The organism is Pseudomonas sp. NPDC087817 (genome assembly GCF_044742875.1).
Classification (GTDB): Bacteria; Pseudomonadota; Gammaproteobacteria; order Pseudomonadales; family Pseudomonadaceae; genus Aquipseudomonas.
Genome location: NZ_JBIUVJ010000001.1, coordinates 329,954 through 352,659 on the forward strand (window position 1 = coordinate 329,954; position 22,706 = coordinate 352,659).

Sequence of the window (22,706 nt, forward strand, 5' to 3'; positions counted from 1 at the left end):
CGATAGTATGACCGTTAGTATCAGGTCGTTTGTGCGCAATTTTATGGACTTTACCACTCATCTGCATTGCTGTTTACCGAACGTTTGCGTTCGACTTGACCAAAGCAAAAAGTAGTGACATCCGGCAAAGAACGACACTTTTCAGCCCTTTGCGACAGGCAGCAATCGGCCAGAAGCGGTAACCTAGCGTGGACAAAATCAGGGTTATTCACTTTGAGCTAACGCGACGCGTGTAATTCTGCAATAACCTGAACAAGCCAATCTCTGGATGCACTGCCCGAAGCTCTTCTATGCCATCCCACAACCACATTGAAATTTAGGGAGGACATGTCTAGGTCAATCACTTGGAAGCCACCGGCGGCAGCAATGGCCGAGGGTACAAAAGCCACCGTATCATTCACGTGCATAAACGCTTGCAGAGACGTGTAGCAGGGCAAAGTGGCAATCACTGTGCGGCTGACATCCCGGGCACTAAGGAAGTCATCAACTCGACTCCCCAGATTGCCTACTCCACTGGCGAAATCCACATGAGGATGTAAGGACACATCTGCAAGCACCTGTATCTGCCGAGGCAGCAGCGAACCTTGCCGAGCGACGCAGCAGTAGTGGTCGCTTCTCAGTCTATTACGCACTAATCCCGGATCAACGTAGTCAGAAAAACCAATCACTAGGTCAGCCTCTCCTTGCGCCAACGTCTTGACATGCTGATCGGGATTGAAGTCAATGACTTCAAGCTTCACCCCGGGTGCGCGTTCGCGCATGAGCAGCGAAAGCGATGGGATGATAGACAATTGCGCATATTCATTTGCGATCACCCTGAATACGTACTCACTCGTTGCCGGATCGAATGGGAATGAATTGAAGATGCCGTCGATCTCTTCAACTATTTTCTCGAATTTAGCTGCGAGATCGTACGCATAGTCGGTCGGCTGTAGGCCTGCGCTCTGGCGCAGGAACAGCTCATTGGGAAACACTTCACGCATGCGCTTGAGGTAGTTGCTAACCGCCTGTTGTGATATCTCAAGCCGCTCAGCAACGCGAGAAACGTTTTTCTCGCGCACGAGATACAGTAAAACCCGCATGTGCCGGATATCGATTTTCTCAATCATTTTGGTTGTATCTCATACAAATCCGCGGTGATTTTCATTGTATCAGTGGGCGCCCAGAATATCGCCTCCTTAAGATTTAACGAGGCATTGCTATGAAAACCGTAATTTTGATTGGTGCCCAAGGGCACATGGGCCAAGCCGCTATGACCGGCCTCAAGAAACACAACGTCATCACCGCCAGCCGCTCTGGCACAGGCTGCGACCACACGGTGGATATCACCAGCAAGGCGTCGATCAAGGCTCTATTCGAAAAGGTTGGGCCGTTCGATGCTGTCGTTAATACAGTTGGCTACTGCGAATACGCTAACTTCAGCGAAATGACCGATGAGCAATGGGACACAACTATCCAAAGCAAGATGGTCGGCCAGATCAATCTGGTAAATGTGGGCCTGAACTACATCAACGATGGCGGTTCGTTTACGTTGATTTCGGGCATTCTCAATGTCAAACCTATTCCCATGGCGATTGCTGACGCCACCACCAGCGGCGCCATCGACACCTTCGTACAGTGCGTAGCTCACGAGCTTCCACGCCAGGTTCGCATCAACGTAGTTAACCCTACAGTTCTGGAAGAGGCGTGGGACGTATATGGGGAAATGATGCCAGGCTTCCAGCCTGTTCCTGGCGCGCTGGTAGGCAAAGCCTTCGAGCGTTCGGTTGATGGCTTCATCACCGGAAAGGTTATATTCGTCGACGCCTGAAGAAGAGCCCATCCGCACTGAAAGTAATTCACTGAAATTTAAGAAGGCGCCGATTTGAAAGCTAATCAGGTCGGACGCCTCTCAAGCTACATGCATCTATATTACGTTACTTCATTTATTTAATTTAAATACTCAACTTTTATGAGTTTGCGCTGTTTTCATGCGCGCCCAGTAAGTTATTACTTAAACTAGCGAGATCTATATCATGAAGATTATAAATGGTTTTATTGCCGGGCTTTTGCTTGTCGCTGGCTGCGCTCAGGTGCATGCCGAAGACGGTTCTGAGCGCTCCATGAAGAGACATGAGCAATTTAGAGCTGAACAAAAAAAACACGAGACTGAAACCGAAAAGAAAGAGTTGAAACCTGAGGCTATCAGCAATTAAAAAATTAATTGCGTTAAAACCTCACACAGCTAATCTCTCGATCTTAGGGCCACGTCTCTAAGATCTTGAATATCCTTGTAAAAAACACCTTAAGCTTACTCTTGACTTTTTTGGGTTCTCAGTGCGTAGCTAAACGTACTCACTACAGGAAGCGGCGACTAAATGAATTTTCCATTTTTCCAAGTCGATGTTTTTGGAGGCGCCCCATTTAAAGGGAATCCAGTTGCCGTTATTCTGGAAGCAGAAAATATTGCAAGTTCGAAAATGCTTGAAATAGCTAACTGGACTAACTTATCCGAAACGACTTTTGTATGCGCTCCAACGACCAGTAAAGCTGATTACAGGCTTAGGATATTTACCACCCAAGGTGAATTACCATTTGCAGGGCACCCAACCATCGGAAGCGCCGCAGCATTGCTAGCTTACGGGCTGACTCCCAAGAAACCCGGTATGATTATTCAAGAGTGTGATCAGGGACTGATACCGGTTCACTTGGTCGGCAACAAGATCTTCTTCGAATTGCCAGAGCCTGGTTTTGCGCCGCTAGGTGAGCACAGACTACTGGACATCCTAGCGGCCATTGGCGTTCATCGTGAGTCCGTATTCAATGCTGCGATTATCGATGTCGGGGCAATCTGGATTACTTTACAACTTCGCTCTGCGCAAGATGTTCTGGATCTAAAGCCGGACATTAATCGCCTTACGCAAGCAACTACACAATGCACGGGGCTCACTGTGTTCGGTCTGTATACAGATGGTAATTCTGCATTAGTTGAGGTGCGCTCATTCGTACCAGGCGACGCCGTTCCAGAAGACCCTGTATGCGGGAGTGGTAATGGCTGCGTCGCCGCGATGCTTCAGCGCTCCGGCTTAGCACCATCACGATACATTGCATCGCAAGGAAATAAAGTCGGGCGCGATGGCAAGATTGAAGTGGAGTTTCGTTCCGACGGTAAAATACTGCTCGGTGGAAGATGTGCAATTCGGGTGCAAGGTTCAATTTCACTTACTTCATGACCCGGACGGGTAAACTCGTGTCTCATCTTCAATCCCCCGACTTCATAGACACAGTTAAACGTCTGCTTTGGGCTGTTCTATACCTTTTACAAAGGGCAGCTATAAGCGCCCGCCCCTCATGACCAGCAGCTGTGGAGCGGTTGCAGCCATTAGAGACTGGCAGCGTCCGCCCCGTGGCGGACGCTGGCCAAACACAGAAAACGACCAGACGCTTGGACAATCAAAGATGTATACGAAAACAAGGACGATTCAATTTTTAGTGAAACCTAACGCCAAACGCAGCATTTCTATTTTGCGGAGCGGAGCAAAATCGAACCTGCTGGAACGACGGGTTAGGGATTTTAAAACATAGTGTTTGAGTTTTTGGACGTTTCCGGTACCGGTTGAATTACATCCCAATGTTCAACAATTTTTCCATTCTCCACACGAAAAATATCTACGGACGCTTCACCACGATCTTTTGAATCGTCCGGATCGCTAAAGCCGTGGCTATGCACGACGACCATTTCACCCTCTGCTATAATCCGCTTTATGACTGCTTGATACTTCGACTTTTCAACATATTTAGCAAATCCATCTATGAACGTAGCCCGTCCGTCCATTCCATTGGGATTGTGCTGGATGTATTTATCAGGGGAAATATACTTCATGGCAGCTACTGTGGGATGACGTTGGACAAACGCCAAATCGAAAAACTCGGTCACAATCTGCCTAGGCGTTTTCTCTGCATCTTCAGCTGTATTCAACGGCAAGGTTTTCACATTGTCGGCATTCGCCAAACTTAACCAACCGCCAGATAATACAAATAGCACAGCAGCAATTACCACCTTCCTAAATACAGGTCTCATTTTCTTTCCTTTCCATTTACTTATGAATTGCGCTGTACTCATCGAGAAATCCCCGTGCGGCTTCCGTTGAGAAACACTCGGCATTCGATTTGGAATGTCACGGCTTTGGACAGCGCCACAGTTTCCGTATCGCGATCGATGGCCACCAAGTCGTCTGGTAGATAGGCATGATACACGCGCTGCACTTCCTGATCGATGATCGGCCCTTCATCAAGGTCGCTGGTCACAAAGTGGGCAGTGACGCCGATCAGTTTTACCCCGCGATCCCAGGCCTGATGGTAGGGCTTGGCGCCCTTAGATCCCCGAAGAAAGGAGTGATGAATATTGATCGCACGGTCATTAAGGCGACGGCACGGATCGTCGGATAGGACTTGCATATATCTCGTCAGCACCACCAACTCGGCTTCCTGCTGCGCCTTGTGTTCTTTGTTCACCGGCAGGTACATTGAATCGCCCCGGGGTTCGTAGACACCTATTTGCCTTAAACTGAGGCCAATCAGGAGATGCCATGAGTAACCCGCGTTACCCCGAAGAACTCAAAATCCATGCGGTCAATCAAGTGACTGACAAGAAGCTGCCTGTCGCTGATTTGGTGGCGCGTCTTGGCGTGTCGACGCATAGCCTCTATACCTGGTTAAAGAGCTACAGCAAACCTCTAGTAGAACAACAGCAAGACGATGATCAACACTCTGAGCAGGGAAGTCCAAGCAGTCATTCAATGTGTCTGTACACGTAGGATCGATTCAGCTGGATGCTTTTTTTGATTTCAAATCCTCCAGAAGGTTAATAGATTGCTTATTGAACATTTCGTAAAAAAGCGTAACATTGCCAGCCATGATACTCGAACAGCTCAAAGCCCTGGGCAATGACACTCGCATGCAAATGATGGAGTGGCTCAAAGACCCACTCAGTAATTTCCCACCTCAGGATCATGGCGATCCTGCCATAGGGGTGTGCGTAACGCATTTGCAGCACAAGGCAGGGCTTTCGCCTTCTACCGCGTCTGCACACTTAGCAATATTGCAGCGCGCAGGCTTCGTGCTAACCACCCGCATCGGAAAGTGGACTTACTACCGGCGCAATGAGCAGGCGATTGACGACTTTGCGGCTAGGCTGATCATCGAGTTGTAATTTTTGAGTTATCATTTCGTTATTTCGCGTAATTAGAAAACATAAGGAATCCCCGCCATGAGCAGCAAAACGATCTTCGTCCAACCCGGTGGTGGCTATGAAAACGTTGTGGTTGGCAGCAGCGAAGTCCGAGCCGCAGCGCGTGGCGAAATCACCGTACGCCTCCACGCCAACTCGCTCAACTACCACGACTTCGCGGTGGTCAGCGGTATGTGGGGCCCTAGCGAAAAACGCATCCCCATGGCCGATGGTGCCGGTGAAATCATTGCTATCGGCCCAGATGTCACTGAATTCAAGGTGGGCGACTCGGTCGTCAGCACCTTCTTCCCGGAGTGGATCGACGGTGTGCCATTGGTTGAAGGCTTTGTTAGCGTGCCAGGTGATGGCATTGACGGCTACGCTCGTGAGCAAGTGACAGCCAAAGCCACATCGTTCACTCTCGCGCCTACTGGCTACAGCCATGCTGAAGCGTCGACACTGACCACCGCCGGCCTTACAGCATGGCGCGCCCTGATGGCCGATGACTCACTCAAGCCGGGCGACACCGTGCTCGTCCAAGGCACTGGTGGCGTTTCAATTTTCGCCCTGCAGTTCGCTAAAATGGCCGGCGCTAACGTCATTGCTACCTCTTCAAGCGACGAAAAGCTTGAACGTCTGAAAGCTCTAGGCGCTGATCATGTAATCAATTACCGCAAAGACCTTAACTGGGGCGAAACTGCACGCGCTCTAACGGGTGGCCGTGGTGTTGACCACATCATCGAAGTCGGCGGCCCTGCGACGCTTGAGCAATCGATGATTGCAATTCGGGTTGCTGGTCACATCTCAGTCATCGGGATATTGAGTGGCGTAAGCGGTGCAATGAATTTTGTACCGGCACTGATCAAGCAAGTGCGTCTGCAGGGTGTATTGGTGGGAAGCCGCAGCCAGCAGCAAGACATGATCCGAGCCATCAATGCTAATGGCATGCGCCCGATTATTGATCGTCATTTCCCTTTGAGCGAGATTGTCGAAGCGTTCAAGTATCAGGAAACCAACCAACATTTCGGCAAAATTTGCCTGGATATCTAAGCCCACATGAATGGGCATGATCCATATGCCTATCTCAAAGATATGCTGACATGGCTGCCGACGCAGCGGACGAGATTGATTGGCCCATTGCTGCCTGTCGCACCGGCAGCGATGAGTCATTTTCCGCCGGTCATGGCCATGCAATGCCAAAGTAAAGGCGCAGCTTTCTCGTTCGCCCCCTATTCCTCGCCAACAATTAAGGGCCCTATCAGGCCCTTTTGTACTCAAACCAAACTCACTTGGTCAGCCAGGACTCTACGGCGTCGGAGCCGTGTTCTGCCATTCAACTCTTTCAGAGTTTTTTGATTGCCGCCTTTTGTTTCGACGACTTCGCCGGTAAGAGGATGTTTTTAAACCTTCAGATGGGGAGGCTTACGACTGCGGACTTTCGACTCGACGGCTGGAGCGCGACGCCCTGCTTGTGGATGCATCAGATTGATCGCGTCTATAAGGCTGTAGCCGTATTCTGAGAGCAAATCGCGCAGCTTGGTTTCCAATTCGATTTTTTCTTCAGGGCGGCGTCACCCTTCAAGGCTTCTAGAGCTTGAGCCTGCTCGGCGAGGTGTTTGTCGAGTCAACGGAATTCGGGAAGTTTAGACAGCAAATCCTCATTGATTTGATATGCACGACCTAAACTTGAATCCTTCAACTTCTAAAATACCTCGCAATCTTCTGTCCGTAGGAATTAAATTTTTGGGCTGCATCACCATAATGAAAGGTAAAAAAGCAGCACCTGGTGCGATATTTGAGAAATGTAGATTTTACCACCTTGTCTGATGTGAGAGAGGTTAAGCTGCGTACTCAAAGCAAAATTCAACCAAGGAGACACGAACAATGAGACCTAGATTTGTCCTTGTTCCAGCGGTTCAAGTCGAACGGAGATCCCATGGTTCAGGATTTCATGTTCAATCTAAGTCCCACCTAGGTCGTTTTGACATTTACGACAATCAGGAGAAAGTAAGGCTAGCGCATGGGTTTCAGGACAAGACTGTTGCACAGGCCGCGTGTACCAAAATGAACTTGGAGGCGAATGATACGAATTTTCGGCAGGGTGAAAAACCCATGAAAAACTAATCGAAAGGCACTAACGCCATTTGTGTATGGCGGTCAGCAGCGTACCTGCAATTTGCATTCACGTTACCAATCCTTGTCCGGAAGCTAATTAAATGTAAACCCCGAAAGCCCCACTGCATCCTACTGCATTAACAAGGCAGATGCCCCATACCACGCCTAAAGGCAATCGCCAGCATCTTGCGATTAATGACAAAGATTTGACCTTCAGCTTTACATGCCCTCCTAGCTATGCGGCCCTCTGCGTGGTTCTATCAAGCGCCAATGCGCTAAAGCTTCCTGCAGCGTCGTCACGCGCAAGCACAAGTCTTCCTGTCTTGGGAGTCAAATTTAACTATAGATCGGCAGAGCCGCGTTCAAGAAATACCAAGTTAAGAAAAGGGTTTGACGCTGGTTGTCAGACAGGAGTTTAGAGAATACCCTGTAAAAAACCTATACAGGTTACACTGCGATGTACAAGAATCAGAGTTGGCCTCTCACACTCTATTTTGATGTAGAGTGTCCACTATGTGCCCGTGAAATCAGGCTCCTTGGAGGCAAGGCAAGCTCTCAACGCCTTCTTTTTGTTGACATTAGCCACGAAGCTTTTGACCCCAAATCCGTCGGGTTCAGCCTCGAGGAAATGAAGTCATCGCTGCATGCCAGGTTCGACGATGGAACATGGGTAAAGGGCTTGGACGCTACCCTTTGGAGTTGGCGAGCAGCAGAACTCGAATTTTTCGTTGCACCGTTGTCTTGGCGTGCACTTAGGCCAATCCTCAACATTGCTTATCGCGTTTTTTGCCGCTGGCGGCCATATATGGCTTGGCTACCCCACCCCGATGGCAGTCGTCGCTGCTGTGACGACAGCTGTGCAATTACTAAAGACATTCCTTCCTCCAAGAACCGGATAGCCTCTAGTAGAAAGCAAACCTAGGACATCTACCAACATCACTGTAATTAGCAAGCACTTATGCGACTGGGTGAGTGGCAACTAAAACTTCGCTTGAGCATGAATCGAAGATCAATAAAGCAGTTGCGTACTACGCACTACTCAGAATCCGCATGAAAGGACTTAACCACGCCCAAGAGCGCTAAAACTGCTTATTGCTGGGACGCTGCGATTATTTAAGAAATGCCGGTGTGAGAGGCAAAATTTTGAATACTCGATTGATTCATACCGCCCATAAACCCCACCTTCCGATCAATTTAAGATTACAACTGGCAACGTCGCTGTATCAGGCCGAGCAAAATAATAGCCTTGCATCAACTCTACCCCCAAATCTATTAAAGTATCACGCTCATCGCAAGTCTCGATACCTTCTGCAACGATAGTTATACCCAGACGTTTGGCGACCAACACCACGCCCTCAATTATTGCAGCCCTGACTGGATCAGTATCTATATCTCTCGTTAGCGCCATATCAATTTTTAGAACATGGGGCTGGAACATTGCTAACAAATTTAGGCCAGAATAACCTGATCCGAAATCGTCGATAGATGTAGTGAAACCTTGACGAGCGTACTCTTCAAAAATCCTTTTCAGGTGCATTGGATCATCTACACGCTCCCCCTCCGTCACCTCGAACATTAGCCTTCCTGGCGGGAAGCCAAATACCGTAGCTGCTTTCAACGTAGCCCTAATACAAGTCTCGGCTTGATACACTGCATTCGGAAGAAAATTGATGCTGAGCTTGCAATCAGGAATGCTAAGTAGACCTAACTCAGTCGCTCTCTCAATAGCCTTGACACGACATGCCTGGTCGAAACTGTATCGATTATCATCATTAATTTGACTCAGAATGCTTGCAGCTGACTCGCCGTTCATCCCTCGTACAAGCGCTTCATAGGCAAAGGTCGTACGCGCTTTTACGTTAACGATAGGTTGAAAGGCCATGGTGAAATCGAAACCTAAGCCCTCGATACTTGGGCAATCTACGCAGCCAACCGAGACGAATTTGGAGGGAGCGATATTGTGGGGCATAGCTTTCCTGACGATATTTTTTTGGGTAATTTCTATGTCGGCACTGATGCGCTGTCCCTGAAGGGCAGCACAATCACAAAAGCTCTTTAAAATTTTCTCAGAGCATCAGAGATTAGTGACACGATCTGCGGACGTTTTAGCCGAGTCCTCAGGGCACCAGCGACTTCATCCTAAAAGATCTGAGAACCCGCGTCCTTGAGCCCTCGTTTGGGAGAATGGATCTAAAACAGCGCCATTCACAACTCAGGGTTGGTTTCACGCACCATAAAATGATGACTGGACGTTTCGAAAAAATTTAGCTTTGCTACCTTTTGATAGTATGGATTTAAACCCTCAAAGGATCTGAAGATGATCAATGCAGGCCTGCTACAACTGGTGCTTGATGCGTCGAATGATGGCATCGTGATTGCAGAGAAGGAAGGCGATGAGAACATCCTGATTTACGCTAACCCCGCCTTTCAGCGCCTCACAGGTTACAGCGATGACGAAATTCTCTACCAAGATTGCCGCTTCCTGCAAGGGGATGATAGAGATCAGGTCAGCCTTTCCGCTATCCGCGAAGCGATCATTAATAATAAGCCTTGTAGGCAAATAGTTCGAAACTACCGTAAAGACGGTACTGCGTTCTGGAATGAGCTGTCGATTACCCCTGTATTCAACGAAGCGGATCAACTCACCTATTACATCGGTATTCAGAAGGACGTTAGTGCGCAAGTTGAGGCTAGTGAACGCGTCCTCCAGCTAGAGGCTGAAATCGTGAAGCTGAAAACTAAGTTGCGTGAATCAAAAAACACATCCTCACAGCGCCAGGAACAAAAGCTTTAGCTGCCAGGATATATTCGTTTGCACCAGCTAATTAACTTTTAGAAGTTTGCCCCTAATGCCTACGATCAATACTCGGCCCCTAAAAATCATCACTTTTTTTTTTGCAAAGCGAAAACTTACTCTCCATGACGCAGCTAGCAGCGCTAGCGTCATGGAGAATTTTTCCCGGGTCGAACGTCCATACGCGCGCATGGCGAGGGGTTGGCAGGAGAACGTTTTTACAAAAGGCCCCAGATTTCCTGCAAGGGGCTTTCCATAACAAATCATTCGAATAGCGGCTTAAGGATCACTTTCGATTGCTAACTCAACGATTCCAATTCATCAATATTCTTCTAGCGCCTCTGTGAACTGTCGTACCGCCTCAACGACCTGTCGCGCACCAGACTGAATTTCTTCTATCACGTCACCTGCTTGGTTGACCAGATTGACGCCTTGATCGACCTTTAGGCGGCTAGATTGCATGCTTTCGACGGCATCCTGCGCTAGCTCATGGTTACGCTTTACTACTTCAACAATCTCCACCGTTGCCTGTGATGTGCGTGCTGCCAAGTTCCGCACTTCGTCGGCAACCACAGCAAAACCACGACCTTGCTCTCCGGCCCTGGCAGCCTCGATAGCGGCATTCAGAGCCAGCAAATTAGTTTGCTCAGCAATGCCCCGAATGGTTTTTACAATACTACTGATCATCTCCGACTGCTGATTTACCGCAGTTATACCTTCAGCGGATTTTGATAGTTCGTCAGCAATTCCTCTAACCACCTCAACTGTTTCGCTAATTACCTTAGCGCCGTGGCGGGCACTTTCATCTGTCTGCTGAGAGATGTCATAGGCAAGCTTTGCCGCATCAGACTCAGCATGTTGCTGCTGCACCTGGGAAGTAATATCACGTGCAAATTTTACTATCTTGTAAAGCTTGCCACTGGCATCAAATACTGGGTTATAGGTCGCACTCAGCCAGACTGTATTTCCATGTCGATTAAGACGTTGAAAGCGGCCAGAAAAGAACTCACCTCGGTTGAGTCGCTCCCAAAAATCGCGGTATTCCGGAGAGTCAACTTCGCTTCGAGTACAGAACATGCGGTGATGTTTCCCTCGAATTTCGTCAAGACGATAGCCCATGGCGTGTTCAAAGTTTTCATTCGCCTCAAGCACCTCCCCTTTCAAATTGAAGGTGATAGTTGCCATGGAGCGGCTGATAGCCTGCACCATGCTGTTCTGTTCTTGCTCTAGAGCCACCTGTTTGGTGATGTCGGTTGCAAGTTTGAGCACGCTCTCGATACGGCCATCAGCACCGCGAATAGGGTTGTAGCTTGCTTCCAGCCAAACTTCTTGTCCCTGCTTGTTACGCCTGAGGAATCGTTCGCGTATGTACTCACCACCACCTAGGCGCTGCCAAAATGTGCGGTAACCCGAATTGGCCTGGTATTCTGGGAAACAGAAGATGCGATGGTGTTGGCCGACGATCTCTTCCAGTCGATAGCCCATAGTGGACAGAAAGTTTTCGTTGGCGGTGATGATGGTGCCGTCCGGGCTGAACTCAATCATGGCTGTGGAGCGATCAACCGCCGCTTTTCTCGCAGCAGCAGACTGCAGTTTTTGTAAAGCATCACTAAGCTTCCGCTTGAGCGCCGTGTTAAACATGGTGGTTCCTGAGGTGAGAATATTTGCGGTTATCAATATGTCGGGGAAATGCGGCGAAACTTTACATCCAAATTAACAACTCACTAGGATTTTTACCCTATCACTGCAATAGACATCCTTTATTACTGAGGAGGCAAGCACCGATAGAGTTTATGACAGATACAAGCACGAACGCCATAAAAATGGCGACTAGAAAACCGCCTAGCGACATAACAAACTAACAACTCCTAGTTAAAATCAAGTCGCTTTTAAACAGTATTCATGCAGTGAATGGGTGATTATAACTATCAACAACATATATTAGATATATTGCTGGCATGTTCCGCAGCAAGCTCAGTCGCCAACTGAAAAACCTCCTGAACAATAAATTTTTCACTGCTACAGTTCTGAGCAATTTTTCGAGTTGAAACTATTTTGCCGATCCTTCATTTCACTGCTGAGCTCTGCTATCAAACTGGCAACGGCGCTGCTTGTAGTAAGGGACGCTGTCGACACACCGGTAACCAAAAGCTCAACACTCCCTGACGAAGGCTCCGTGATCTTGATAGTTAGGGAGCCATCGGGATTCTGAGTGCATAAGCAGGAGAGTGGCAGGAATCCACACTCAATCATCTTCCTGAGCCCTAGATTCCTCATCATTGCACTCATTCTGAATGACGGATAATTTCAATTATTGCCTATAGAAAAAAAATTCAAGGCCCCATCAAAATTTATTTTTATCAATTCTTAGTTCATAATTTCAAATCACAACCACCTGTTCATCATAAAAACTAAGCTTAAGGATAGAAAATTAAGCAGCCAACTTCACTGACTACGAGATCGGCATATACGATTCACACAAAAATAAAGACTATAATTGTATACAGTCTTTATTTCCTGCCCGCAGAGACATGACAGCGAGCTGTGTATAGTTGAATTTTCAATCTATAGAAGAGTCCTTGCATGGAACGCTTTTAAGAGCTGAGACAACACGCCCCCGCCCACTCTCCTTAGCTTCATAAAGTCGCTTGTCCGCTTCGTTTATTAGCTCGTTCAATTCAAGACCTCCCTTGGGCGTAACTGTTGCCACGCCTAGTGAAATAGTTACTACACAGTCTACATCTGAGGCGGCATGGTCGATGCGCAGGGCACGCACGCGCGCCTGCATCCTCTCTGCTATCTCAAATGCACCCAAATGATCGGTCTTTGGCAAAACACAGGCAAACTCTTCACCACCATATCGAGCGACCAGATCATAAGGACGCTTAACGCACTCAGATAAAGCCTGGGCAATTGATATAAGGCAACTATCGCCGGCTTGATGACCGTAATGATCGTTATAGCGTTTAAAAAAATCTACATCCACTAATATAAGCGACAGCGGTTTTTGCTCTCGAAAGCACTGCCGCCAATCTGCTGAAATATCTTGATCAAACTTACGCCGATTCGCGACGCCTGTTAGTCCATCCATGAGCGCCATTGACCTCAACAAATCGTTCTGAAGCTTCAACGTGAGATGTGTTCTGACACGCGCCTTAACAATCGTTGGATTAACTGGTTTGCTAATGAAATCTACAGCACCAAGCTCAAAACCCTGAATTTCGTCAGCCTCTTGCTGATTACCAGTGATAAAAATTATAGGAATATTCTGTGTTTCAGGATTAGCTTTTAGACGTCGACAGACTTCATGACCGTCTATGCCATCCATAACTACATCTAGCAAAATCAAATCTGGAGCTTGGTCTTGACACATCTCAATTGCTTGCTGGCCGCTAGTAGCCATAAAAACATCACAATTCTCACGAAACAACTCATGAAGTATCCGTATATTAGTCGCCTGATCGTCAACCAAAAGTAGCTTTGGTCGGGCGAATGAATGAGGCAGCCAGGTTTCCATTAACTCACCCATTTAAAAAGACTCCAACAAATCTTGGCCCATTGGTATTGCAGCACGAAAATCTAGAGATTCTACTTTTAGGCAGAAATCATTGAATCTTTCACGTAGTAAATCTGGAGTTTTTGGAGCTAAGTCGGCTACTAAGTCCAGAGCATCAAGATTCCCGGTTTGCAACAAGATCAAAATCTCTTCCAGACAACCTTTCCACTGCATCAATTCAATTTTCTCAATGTTGCTAGTGGTACTTGAAGGATAGGCAAAGCCAAAGTCCAGATTCATTTGTTGAATACTTTTGGTCAGCAGCACTTCAAGTTCTGAAATCCATGTTATATCCGAAAGCAAGCTTGCCTTGGCTATTTCGTCTCCATGTTTTATTTGTTGCTCTAGACTGCCTGCATACGCAGACAGTGATGTCGCCCCCATACTGCCGCTGCTTCCTTTGATGGTATGAAGTACGAGCGCCGCATTTAGAGTGTCATGGCGTAGAATATCATGCCGCAATCGCACAAGCTGCTTTTCCAATTCAGGGCCAAAACTACTCAGTACCTTTTGGATCAAATCAAGATTGCCTCCAAATCGATTTATAATTGTATTTTTGTTTTCAACAACGTCTCGAACTTCACCTATCTTATTAGGGCTCTGAAGAATTGGCTTGACTCTACCACTTACTTGAAACAGCAATGTAGCGACGAGATGTTCCAAATCGATAGGTTTGCCCACATGCTCATTCATGCCCGCTGCCATACATGCTTCTCGATCACTAACTGAGGCATTCGCGGTCATTGCTACAATCGGAAGTTCTAGAAACTCCTCATGAGATCGAATACGACGTGTTGCTTCCAGCCCATCAATATCAGGCATCTGAATATCCATTAATACTATATCGAACGAAACTCGCTCATCCACAACCTTTTTCACTCCCTCCAATCCACCCTCAGCAAGCGTCACGTGAGCTCCCTCACTTGTGAGTAACTCATCTGCGACCTGTCGATTGAACGCATTATCCTCGACTACCAAGAGCCTCAAGCCACTGAGACGTTTAGGCCTATCAAGATTAGTGGTTGTATAAGCGGTGGGAAAACTATTTCCCCCACTGAAGGCTTGATTTACAGCATCTGCCAATTGCTTAGGAGTAATGGGCTTCGTTAAAAAACCAACAAAAGGAGCATCCCCATCTTTATTTGCATCGGCTAATACTTCACGGCCATATGCAGTGATCATAATTATCATGGGCGGAGGCAGACCATTAGACGACTGCTGGATCATTTGTGCGGCACTCAACCCATCCATGACGGGCATACGCCAGTCCATCAATACCACGTTGTAAGGTTCGCCTAAAGCTTGGGCACCTAAAACACTTTCCACCGCTTGAGCGCCACTACTCACTTCATCTGCTTTCCAGCCCAACGCACGTACAGTTCTGACTAACAACTCGCTAGCCGTTGCATTATCGTCGACCACTAGCACCCGTATATGCTCATCGACTCTAGGACAAAAAGATCTCAGGAGAGACTTGTCGGCAATATCTAATGTGATATCAAACCAGAAGCGACTTCCAATACCCTCCTGGCTCTCGACTTGAAGGTCACCTCCCATAAGGCTGACCAACCGCTTACATATCACAAGCCCCAGGCCCGTACCACCAAAGCGCCGAGAAGTTGAAGCTTCTGCTTGTGTGAATCCCTCAAAAATCTTCAATAGCTGCTGCGAATTAATACCGATACCAGTATCAGATACTGCAACGCGGACAGTTACATTTGCGTCCGCATGTAGGATCTGGTGAATGCTAACTACAACCTGACCTTCCGAAGTAAATTTTAGTGCATTACCTGCTAAATTAATAAGCACTTGTTGTAGCCGTAGACTATCGCCGACCAGATCATTTGGGAGATTAGAGTCTATATCGAATATGACCTCAACCTCTTTCTGCCCTTGGTTACCGGCCAACACTACCGCAAGATCACACATTAAAGTTTCAAGCTGGAACGGATGCGGATCCAGTTGGAGTTTACCCACCTCAATCTTTGAGTAATCTAGAATATCATTAAGCAAGCTAAGAAGCGATTTTGCTGCGGTTTGGGCCTTAGTGACGTAATCAAGCTGGCGGCCATTCAGCTCCGTGTTCTGTACTAGCTGTAACATACCCAACACGGCGTTCATTGGTGTCCGTATTTCATGACTCATGTTGGCCAGGAATGCTGACTTAGCTGCACTCGCTAAATCTGCTTGCTCTTTTGCATAAAGTAAACGCGACTCCAGCTCTCGCTGTGAAGTTATGTCCTTATTGATGCCGGTAACACATAACGCTACACCTGAAGAATCGCGCTCAATCTGCGCGCCTGCATGAATGAAGCGGATCTGGCCATCAGGACGGACGACACGAAAAACTGTATCGTATATACCTGTCCCATCGACAGCAGCGTTAAGCCTTGCAGCAGCATCTACGACATCATCGGGATGAACGCGCGAATACCAGTGGGTGTAATTCAAACCGCTACTACGCAATGACATAGGTTGACCATAAAGCTCGAACATCCTGTCGTTCCACTGCAAAGCATTACCCGCTAATGTCCAAGACCAGATACCAAGCTCTGCTACGCCAGCGGCCAACACCAATTGCTCATGCATCCTCATTATTTCGCTTCGCTGCCTTTCGGTCGTTTCCAGGCTAGCAGCCAGCTCTTTTTCTGCAGCTTTACGCTCAGTGATATCCACCGCGATACCCAAGTAACCGCTTAGTTCACCATCGTCATCACGCATTGATGTTACGACCAGTGTGACGGGAAAACTCGAACCGTCTTTGCGAACATATGTCCACTCCCGCGTTTCTGCTCCTTCATTATTAGGCTTTTGAGTAAATACGTAGAACCCTTCCACGGTTTGAGAATACTCTTGACTCAGTTCAATGCCGCGCGCATCGACTTCATCCGTGTCGTGGAAAATTATAGGGGTGCATTTATCTATCAACTCGCCGGCTGTATAGCCAAGCATCTGCTCAGCACCATCATTGAATACGCGAATAACACCATCCATGTCTGTCGCAATAATTGAAACCTCAGTAGCAGAACGCAGAACGCTTCCGAGCAAAACATTGAGACTTCGTAATTCGTGAGTTCGCAGCGCCACTTGCTCTTCCAAGCTCGAGTTAAGCTCAAGGATACGTGCCTCTGCCTGCTTTTTCGCAGAAATATCCCTTACGGCCTTAGAGGCGCCAATGACGCGACCATCATCGCCATAAATAGGTGAAACACTTATGGAAACATCAACAAGGCGCCGATTTTTATCGAAACGTTTGGTATCAAAACTTTCTACTCGCTCACCGCGCCTTATACGGGAAAGTAGATCAATCTCCTCCGCCTTTAGCTCTGGCGGGACAATCATATTTGCCAATGATTGGCCTATGGCCTCTTCGGACGTATAAATAAATAAACGTTCTGCCGCCTTATTCCAAGTTGTCACCACACCTTCGAGCGTTTTTCCGATAATAGCCTCAGCCGAGCTTTCAAGAATCGTTGCCAGCCTCGCTTGCTCTGATATCACTTGCCTACGACGATCACGACTGACACTCATGACACCTATCAAAGTCGCCACAAGAAATGTAAGTAAAAAACCCAACAACAAAACAAAAGCCGGTGAAACTTGATTTAACCGATCTAGATACAAAGAGTTTACAGCTAGCTCGATTTTCCATTGCCTGCCGAACACCTCGCGGTCAACTTGATGGGACATAAGCGATGCGTCGCTAGCAGAGCTCGTGCTTTCATAGAAAAGTTGTTCTTGGCCTGGTACAGTCACATCTCGCAACCTTAGATGTACCCCACTATTTTCTATGCCAAGACTGTTAAGTACCTGTTCGGTCTGTAGCACAGCATAGCTCCATCCGAAAGCCGCTTTTTCTCTTTCGGCCTGAGTCACAGGAGTAATACCATCGCGATAAATCGGCATCATTAGCAAGAACGATTGCTGCGGTTTACCAATGGCCTGTACAAGCGTAATGGGCCCGGTGAGTCGCGCCATGCCGCTTTGCATAGATGATTCAGCAGCCTCCCTCCTTGCTGATTCAGACGCTATATCCAAGCCAATTGCCGCACGATTTTCTTCAAGCGGTTCAACATACTGTATTATGTAGCGCTCACCGGTATGAGCCGCGAGCTGTCGTATTGAAAAATCAGCAGCGCCATCGGCCCGAGCAGATTTTAGAAATTCACTTTCATCATGCTGTGGCACACGTCTAATGAAGCCCATGGCTCTCGCCCCGGGAAACTCCGAAGCGAGGTCGCGGGTATTTTGATACCTTTTAAAAAGCTCACGACTGATACCATGCTCGCCAGCAGTAATTACGGCGCCGCGAGCTCCTCTCAAACCATATTGGTAAAGTTTAAGTCGCTCTAAAACCAGACCTGCCACCTGTTCAGTTGTTGCTACAACCGAATCTTCAGCCTCTCGCTCATTGACGCTATAGACGATCAAGCTCGAAACAAAGCTCGCACCTACACCGAGAAACAGGGTGAGAACAACTCCCCAGCTCAATGTTGCTTTTTTTGTTTTAATCAATCGCGAGCCCTCAGCATTAAATTTATAATAGGCCAAACCACAATATGAAAATACCCATTTTAACTGACATATTTACTTGCACCCTCGCCATCAAAAACTATACCGCTGGCTAAATACTTTAACAATTTATCGTATGGTATAGGATGACAGTATAGATAGCCTTGCATGATCCGGCAGCCTTTTTGAAAAAGCGCTTCCTCCTGCGCTTGGGACTCTACTCCCTCAGCAACCAATTCGAGATTTAGTGCTATACCGAGTTGAATGATCGCTTCAATAATTGCCGAGTCGCTTTTATCCGCAAGCATGCACCTAACAAAGCTTTGATCAATCTTTAAAATATCAATTGGAAAGCGCTTTAGATAAGCAAGGCTTGAATAGCCAGTACCGAAGTCATCAATAGAAATACGCACCCCTAATGCTTTGATTTTAAAAAGTGTCTTTCTGATTCCATTAGCATCCTGCGCTAGCACACCTTCGGTTAATTCCAATTCCAAATACTTTCCTCCGAGTCCGGACTCAAGTAAAGCCAGTTCGACCATCGAAAAGAATGACTCTTCAAGAAATTGCACCAAAGAAATATTCACACTTACAGAAATATCATAACCTTGTGCACGCAGCCTCTCCACATCTTTGCAAGCCTGTAACAAAACATACTTCCCTATTGGGATTATCAGCCCTGTCTCCTCAGCCAAAGGAATGAACTCATTTGGCGAAATAAGCGCTCCATCACTATTGCGCCATCGTATTAGCGCTTCCAATCCGACTATTCGCTTTTCCTGTATATTTATTTTTGGTTGGTAATAAATTTCAAAAACTCGCTTCTCCAAAGCATCTCGAATATGACGCTCAAGTAAATGTTTGGCGCGGATATCGCTCTGACTACGCGATGAGTAATAACAATACCGATTACGACCTGCCAGTTTTGCTTGATATTTTGCTGAATCAGCGTGCTGATAAAGGGATTCAGCATCCGTGCTGTCATCAGGATAAATACTTATTCCTATGCTTACAGATAGATCATGGCGTAGGCCTTTTATTGAAAGAGGATTCGAAATATGTTGGATCAACTTTTCTGCGTACGAACCCACTTCTTCAACAGTCAATACTTCCGGTAGCAAAAGTACGAACTCGTCGCCTCCCACTCTGCTCAGGGTATCCTGCATCGGCATAGCTTGACTTAGGCGTGATGCGACAACTTGCAAAACCAAGTCACCAGCAGAGTACCCAAACGCGTCGTTTATAAATTTAAAATTATCAAGATTAAGTAGGAGCAATGCAACTCGCGAACACTTCAGATTCGCACTTTCCAAAGCCTGATCAATACGCCGCATCAAAAAATTTCTGTTGCCTAACCCTGTCAATGCGTCGTGACTAGATATTCTTTTAGCTTCATTACGCAATCCTATGTGCGCTTTAATACGCGCCCTAGCTATAGGAATATTTATCGGCTTCTCAATAAAGTCTACACCGCCGCACTCTAACGCAAGTAACTCTTCATCTTTTTGTGTGTGAGCGCTTACAAAGATAACGGCTATATCAGACAAATCTGGATCGGCCTTTAAAACTTTGCAGACATCAAAACCATTCATCCCTGGCATTTCTATGTCAAGCAACACTAAATCAGGCTTGCACTGCCGTGCAATTTCTAGAGCATCTTCTCCTCTTTGAGCGATATATATCTCAGCTAAACCTCCTACTGCTGCACTTAGCGTGCGCAGATCAAAGACCTGATCATCTACAATCAAAACTACTGATTTTGACATGGGCGTTAAACTCTGCATTCCGTCGCTCCGTATAAGCCCTGAATTACCTAAATTAAACCAGCCAATCTTTTAAGTCTTTGAATGCTCGCCTCGGATTCGCCATTGCCGATAGCGTCAGCTAGGCGCATGACCACCTGTTCGCGACGTACTTGCATGGCTGGCAAGGCATAGGTAGCACCAATCAACTCGCGCAAACTCTTTGGAATTCCCAGTCGAGCTTTCAAATAATTTGCAAACGGTGCAGAGAAATCACGTATCGCGTGAGACAGCGTTTCTTCACTTGTAGCGTTCCCCATGCTCTCCCACTTTTGTATTTGGTAAATCACACAGAGCTCTCCCATACGGTGCAAAAGAGCCGCAGTGCATAAAGGGGCTGGATCCAGGCCGCATTGCTCAGCAATCAGCAAGACTCTTTGCGCTAATTTTTCGGCAGCATCAAGATGGGCTTGTAATAACGATGTAAGCATTCCCTCAGGCTGAACCTCCTTCTGCTGTAAGGCTTGGCTAGACACCAAATTCAAGCTTGTAAGGGAGCCTAAGTGAGCTAACGATGAGTTCAGAGTGGTACATATCTGACCTTTTCCAAGATAAGCGGGGCTATTAGCCGCTGCTATCAAATAGGCCGTGATGGCAGGGTCATTCTGCCAATTTTCCACGAGCTCGCTTAGATTCGGTAGGCACTCATAGCTACCTAATTTAAGCGTCTCATCTACGGACGTGAACAAAGGTAAATCCAACTCAGCTGGCGACAACCGATTGAGATAGTGAATCAGATCTTCAGCAATGATAACGGGCTCTCGTACCCTCTCATCCGGCGGGAGAAGCGACTCCAAGCATTGCACAAGTCGAGGAATTTGAAATGGCTTGGTAAAAAATGCGCTGATTCCTAGCGGCTTTGCAACCAGTACGCTGTCCCTGTCTGCGCGTGCGGTGATAATTATCAGAGGCGTGTGTTGGTCTTTTTGACGAATAATCCTGAGCATTTCCACGCCGGGAGCATCGGGGAGGTTCCAGTCGGCCATAACTAAATGATAGTCATTCTGGTGCCAAGCAGCTAAAGCGCTAGAAACATCAGAAAAGCACTCGACCTGCGCAACGGGGCGAACACTTAGCACCACCTGTTTTAAAAGGTCAGCTATCCAAGGGTCATCATCCAAAATCATCACACGCATACGGTGTCCCTCACCGGACAGTCAGACAGACAGCTTAAAAACTAAGGGCAGATTATCAGTTACCGACTTAAATTGTAGTCGCCGATGCATAGCTTATTAATTTTAGAGTCAAATACCTTAAAACTATCAAACATAAAAACCCAATAATAAAAATCTATTTAAAGCGCAGCTCACTAATTTGCAATTACTTATTATTAAGAAATAGGTGCTTCCAGAGGATACGCTGGAGCAGCCAACCTAGTAGAATTCGTCGAGCTGATTACCGCCCCCTTTGAGATGCTATATGAACTCTGATTTAACTGAAGAAGAAATGCGTCGTGCTCTATTCGGTACGCCTCAGCCCGAAGAACAGGTGCCTGCTCCTCTAGTAAAGGAGCCTGTGGAAGAAGTTGTGCTCGCGAAATCGGTCGTCGCCCCAACAGCCAATAAGAAAGCGGCGAAAGCATTTACGCCCAGGCTGAGGGTCACGTTACGCGTTGGGAACGAATTTGAAGGAAAAATGATCGAGTTTGTTCACGAGGCCGATACGTTGAGCTCGTTGCTTGCTGAGCAGGAGGCTGTGAAGACTGCCAGGAAGAAGTACAAGTACGTGGACGTGGTATCGGTTAAATCGATGTAAACGACGCAACTGAGATCATCAGGGAAAAAGTCGTGCGCTTAGGAAGTTATCTTATCTCTCACGAGCAAGCTCCTATTCGCTCTGCTCTCTATCTGCATCAACTCGGTGGCGTTGTCGACGAACAGCCCGTCACTTGTGGGTAAGTCTGGCAAACCAGCATAATTTTTTTTTTGGGCTCAAAGCCATGATCAATCATGCAGCGTTGCACTTCCGCAGTGCGCCCGATGCTGGCGACGTCCAGATTCGACCCAAGTGGTTTCGCATAGCCGCACGCATACATCACTGGCAGAGCTTCACTATCATTGGCTACCTTGAATTCGAAATGGCGTGATGCTCCCGCTTTACGCCATGAGACCTGCATACGTTCATCCCGACCAGAATTAGGCTTGATTGGGTGAAATGCTTCATCTTCTACAAACGGCAACGCTTCGAGCTGCGACAAACTAAGCGGACGACCCTGCCTTTTTTCGACGCAGGCTGGCATATTCTCCATTATTTCACAGTATTCAAAGCCGTCCTTACGGGTAAAACCGAGGCGCTGCATACATTGAAAGTGAATTATCTGTTCGTTTATTGGGAAATGGTTTTGTGGCCCTGCCACAGGGTCGCCGCATTCCGCCATTGCAGCTCTTACACCATCTACAGAGGTCGAAGTACGCTCCCAACGGGTGAATTCCGGTGATGGGGGGCAGCCTGTGAGTAAAAGTACCGATGAGATCAAGACTGGGATGGTAATGATCTGAGATTTGCTGAGCATATTTTGTCCTTAATTTATGTCAGGCCACACTAATGGTGTCCAACTCTTTGGGGCGAATAATCCCACCACATGACCCATACAGTAATAGCCGTTACCAAGGCGGGCTCAGGTATATCGGGTGTCAAAACTGGTGTTGATCAAAGCGATGTCCGTTCTTAATGAAATCTGATATGCGCTACTCATGGAACGGCTGAGCAACGCTGCAG

General features: G+C 47.3%; 18 protein-coding genes and 5 pseudogenes. 10 read left to right on the plus strand and 13 right to left on the minus strand.

The window, feature by feature from the left end:
• Nucleotides 1-218: 218 nt before the first annotated feature.
• Nucleotides 219-1,109, minus strand: coding sequence for a LysR family transcriptional regulator (locus ACIONG_RS01440; RefSeq protein WP_401230920.1), 891 nt, complete (start codon nucleotides 1,107-1,109; stop codon nucleotides 219-221).
• 92 nt (nucleotides 1,110-1,201) lie between these two features.
• On the opposite strand from ACIONG_RS01440, the gene ACIONG_RS01445 reads away from it, so the two are divergent.
• The 3 genes from ACIONG_RS01445 (at nucleotide 1,202) to ACIONG_RS01455 (ending at nucleotide 3,212) form a co-directional block, all read left to right on the plus strand.
• Entirely contained in the window at nucleotides 1,202-1,810 is a 609-nt protein-coding gene (locus ACIONG_RS01445; protein ID WP_166589649.1) for a short chain dehydrogenase, read from the plus strand.
• 205 nt (nucleotides 1,811-2,015) lie between these two features.
• Nucleotides 2,016-2,195: a hypothetical protein gene (locus tag ACIONG_RS01450; RefSeq protein ID WP_166589648.1), complete on the plus strand. Its 180-nt coding sequence runs from the start codon at nucleotides 2,016-2,018 to the stop codon at nucleotides 2,193-2,195.
• A gap of 162 nt (nucleotides 2,196-2,357) precedes the next feature.
• A complete protein-coding gene (locus ACIONG_RS01455; RefSeq protein ID WP_401296197.1) occupies nucleotides 2,358-3,212 on the plus strand; it encodes a PhzF family phenazine biosynthesis protein in 855 nt (284 codons plus the stop codon).
• Between the two features lie 341 nt (nucleotides 3,213-3,553).
• Here ACIONG_RS01455 and ACIONG_RS01460 read toward each other — a convergent pair whose 3' ends face one another.
• On the minus strand, nucleotides 3,554-4,102 hold the full coding sequence (locus ACIONG_RS01460) for a nuclear transport factor 2 family protein (protein WP_401296199.1): 549 nt from the start codon (nucleotides 4,100-4,102) through the stop codon (nucleotides 3,554-3,556).
• Nucleotides 4,099-4,506 (minus strand): annotated as a pseudogene (locus ACIONG_RS01465) (formyltransferase family protein); the annotation flags it as partial. The gene ACIONG_RS01460 and the pseudogene ACIONG_RS01465, both read right to left, overlap by 4 nt.
• A gap of 62 nt (nucleotides 4,507-4,568) precedes the next feature.
• Here ACIONG_RS01465 and ACIONG_RS01470 point away from each other — a divergent pair.
• The 4 genes and pseudogenes from ACIONG_RS01470 to ACIONG_RS01485 form a co-directional block, all read left to right on the plus strand.
• A pseudogene (locus ACIONG_RS01470) lies at nucleotides 4,569-4,754 on the plus strand (transposase); the annotation flags it as partial.
• A 140-nt stretch (nucleotides 4,755-4,894) separates the two neighbouring features.
• A complete protein-coding gene (locus ACIONG_RS01475) occupies nucleotides 4,895-5,191 on the plus strand; it encodes a helix-turn-helix transcriptional regulator (RefSeq protein WP_072405141.1) in 297 nt (98 codons plus the stop codon).
• Between the two features lie 57 nt (nucleotides 5,192-5,248).
• The gene (locus ACIONG_RS01480) at nucleotides 5,249-6,259 is read left to right on the plus strand and encodes an NAD(P)-dependent alcohol dehydrogenase (protein ID WP_401230912.1); all 1,011 of its coding nucleotides are present in this window, start codon (nucleotides 5,249-5,251) and stop codon (nucleotides 6,257-6,259) included.
• A pseudogene (locus tag ACIONG_RS01485) lies at nucleotides 6,260-6,355 on the plus strand (transposase domain-containing protein); the annotation flags it as partial.
• Nucleotides 6,356-6,494: 139 nt separating this feature from the next.
• On the opposite strand, the pseudogene ACIONG_RS01490 reads toward ACIONG_RS01485, so the two are convergent.
• A pseudogene (locus ACIONG_RS01490) lies at nucleotides 6,495-6,860 on the minus strand (histone-like nucleoid-structuring protein, MvaT/MvaU family).
• Between the two features lie 921 nt (nucleotides 6,861-7,781).
• On the opposite strand from ACIONG_RS01490, the gene ACIONG_RS01495 reads away from it, so the two are divergent.
• The gene (locus ACIONG_RS01495) at nucleotides 7,782-8,246 is read left to right on the plus strand and encodes a thiol-disulfide oxidoreductase DCC family protein (RefSeq protein WP_401296201.1); all 465 of its coding nucleotides are present in this window, start codon (nucleotides 7,782-7,784) and stop codon (nucleotides 8,244-8,246) included.
• Nucleotides 8,247-8,513: 267 nt separating this feature from the next.
• Here the strand turns inward: ACIONG_RS01495 and ACIONG_RS01500 are convergent, their stop codons facing one another.
• The gene (locus ACIONG_RS01500) at nucleotides 8,514-9,293 is read right to left on the minus strand and encodes an EAL domain-containing protein (protein ID WP_401296203.1); all 780 of its coding nucleotides are present in this window, start codon (nucleotides 9,291-9,293) and stop codon (nucleotides 8,514-8,516) included.
• Between the two features lie 348 nt (nucleotides 9,294-9,641).
• Between ACIONG_RS01500 and ACIONG_RS01505 the strand changes: the two genes are divergently transcribed.
• Nucleotides 9,642-10,118 carry a PAS domain-containing protein gene (locus tag ACIONG_RS01505; RefSeq protein WP_401296205.1) on the plus strand — a complete coding sequence of 159 codons (477 nt, stop codon included), beginning with the start codon at nucleotides 9,642-9,644 and terminating at the stop codon, nucleotides 10,116-10,118.
• A gap of 321 nt (nucleotides 10,119-10,439) precedes the next feature.
• On the opposite strand, the gene ACIONG_RS01510 is transcribed toward ACIONG_RS01505, so the two are convergent.
• From ACIONG_RS01510 to ACIONG_RS01540, 7 genes and pseudogenes are all read right to left on the minus strand, one after another.
• Nucleotides 10,440-10,988 carry a methyl-accepting chemotaxis protein gene (locus ACIONG_RS01510; RefSeq protein WP_401296363.1) on the minus strand — a complete coding sequence of 183 codons (549 nt, stop codon included), beginning with the start codon at nucleotides 10,986-10,988 and terminating at the stop codon, nucleotides 10,440-10,442.
• Nucleotides 10,986-11,759 (minus strand): annotated as a pseudogene (locus ACIONG_RS01515) (PAS domain-containing protein); the annotation flags it as partial. The gene ACIONG_RS01510 and the pseudogene ACIONG_RS01515, both read right to left, overlap by 3 nt.
• 378 nt (nucleotides 11,760-12,137) lie before the next feature.
• On the minus strand, nucleotides 12,138-12,407 hold the full coding sequence (locus tag ACIONG_RS01520; protein ID WP_401284635.1) for a DUF1652 domain-containing protein: 270 nt from the start codon (nucleotides 12,405-12,407) through the stop codon (nucleotides 12,138-12,140).
• 271 nt (nucleotides 12,408-12,678) lie between these two features.
• The gene (locus ACIONG_RS01525) at nucleotides 12,679-13,647 is read right to left on the minus strand and encodes a diguanylate cyclase domain-containing protein (RefSeq protein ID WP_401230897.1); all 969 of its coding nucleotides are present in this window, start codon (nucleotides 13,645-13,647) and stop codon (nucleotides 12,679-12,681) included.
• Nucleotides 13,648-18,186, minus strand: a complete 4,539-nt coding sequence (locus ACIONG_RS01530) for a CHASE domain-containing protein (RefSeq protein WP_401296365.1) — start codon at nucleotides 18,184-18,186, stop codon at nucleotides 13,648-13,650.
• A 62-nt stretch (nucleotides 18,187-18,248) separates the two neighbouring features.
• On the minus strand, nucleotides 18,249-19,970 hold the full coding sequence (locus tag ACIONG_RS01535; protein ID WP_401296207.1) for a putative bifunctional diguanylate cyclase/phosphodiesterase: 1,722 nt from the start codon (nucleotides 19,968-19,970) through the stop codon (nucleotides 18,249-18,251).
• Between the two features lie 29 nt (nucleotides 19,971-19,999).
• The gene (locus ACIONG_RS01540) at nucleotides 20,000-21,124 is read right to left on the minus strand and encodes a response regulator (RefSeq protein WP_401296209.1); all 1,125 of its coding nucleotides are present in this window, start codon (nucleotides 21,122-21,124) and stop codon (nucleotides 20,000-20,002) included.
• Between the two features lie 283 nt (nucleotides 21,125-21,407).
• On the opposite strand from ACIONG_RS01540, the gene ACIONG_RS01545 reads away from it, so the two are divergent.
• Nucleotides 21,408-21,743, plus strand: coding sequence for a hypothetical protein (locus ACIONG_RS01545; protein ID WP_401296211.1), 336 nt, complete (start codon nucleotides 21,408-21,410; stop codon nucleotides 21,741-21,743).
• A 97-nt stretch (nucleotides 21,744-21,840) separates the two neighbouring features.
• Here ACIONG_RS01545 and ACIONG_RS01550 read toward each other — a convergent pair whose 3' ends face one another.
• A complete protein-coding gene (locus tag ACIONG_RS01550; protein WP_401296213.1) occupies nucleotides 21,841-22,500 on the minus strand; it encodes a hypothetical protein in 660 nt (219 codons plus the stop codon).
• Between the last annotated feature and the right edge of the window lie 206 nt (nucleotides 22,501-22,706).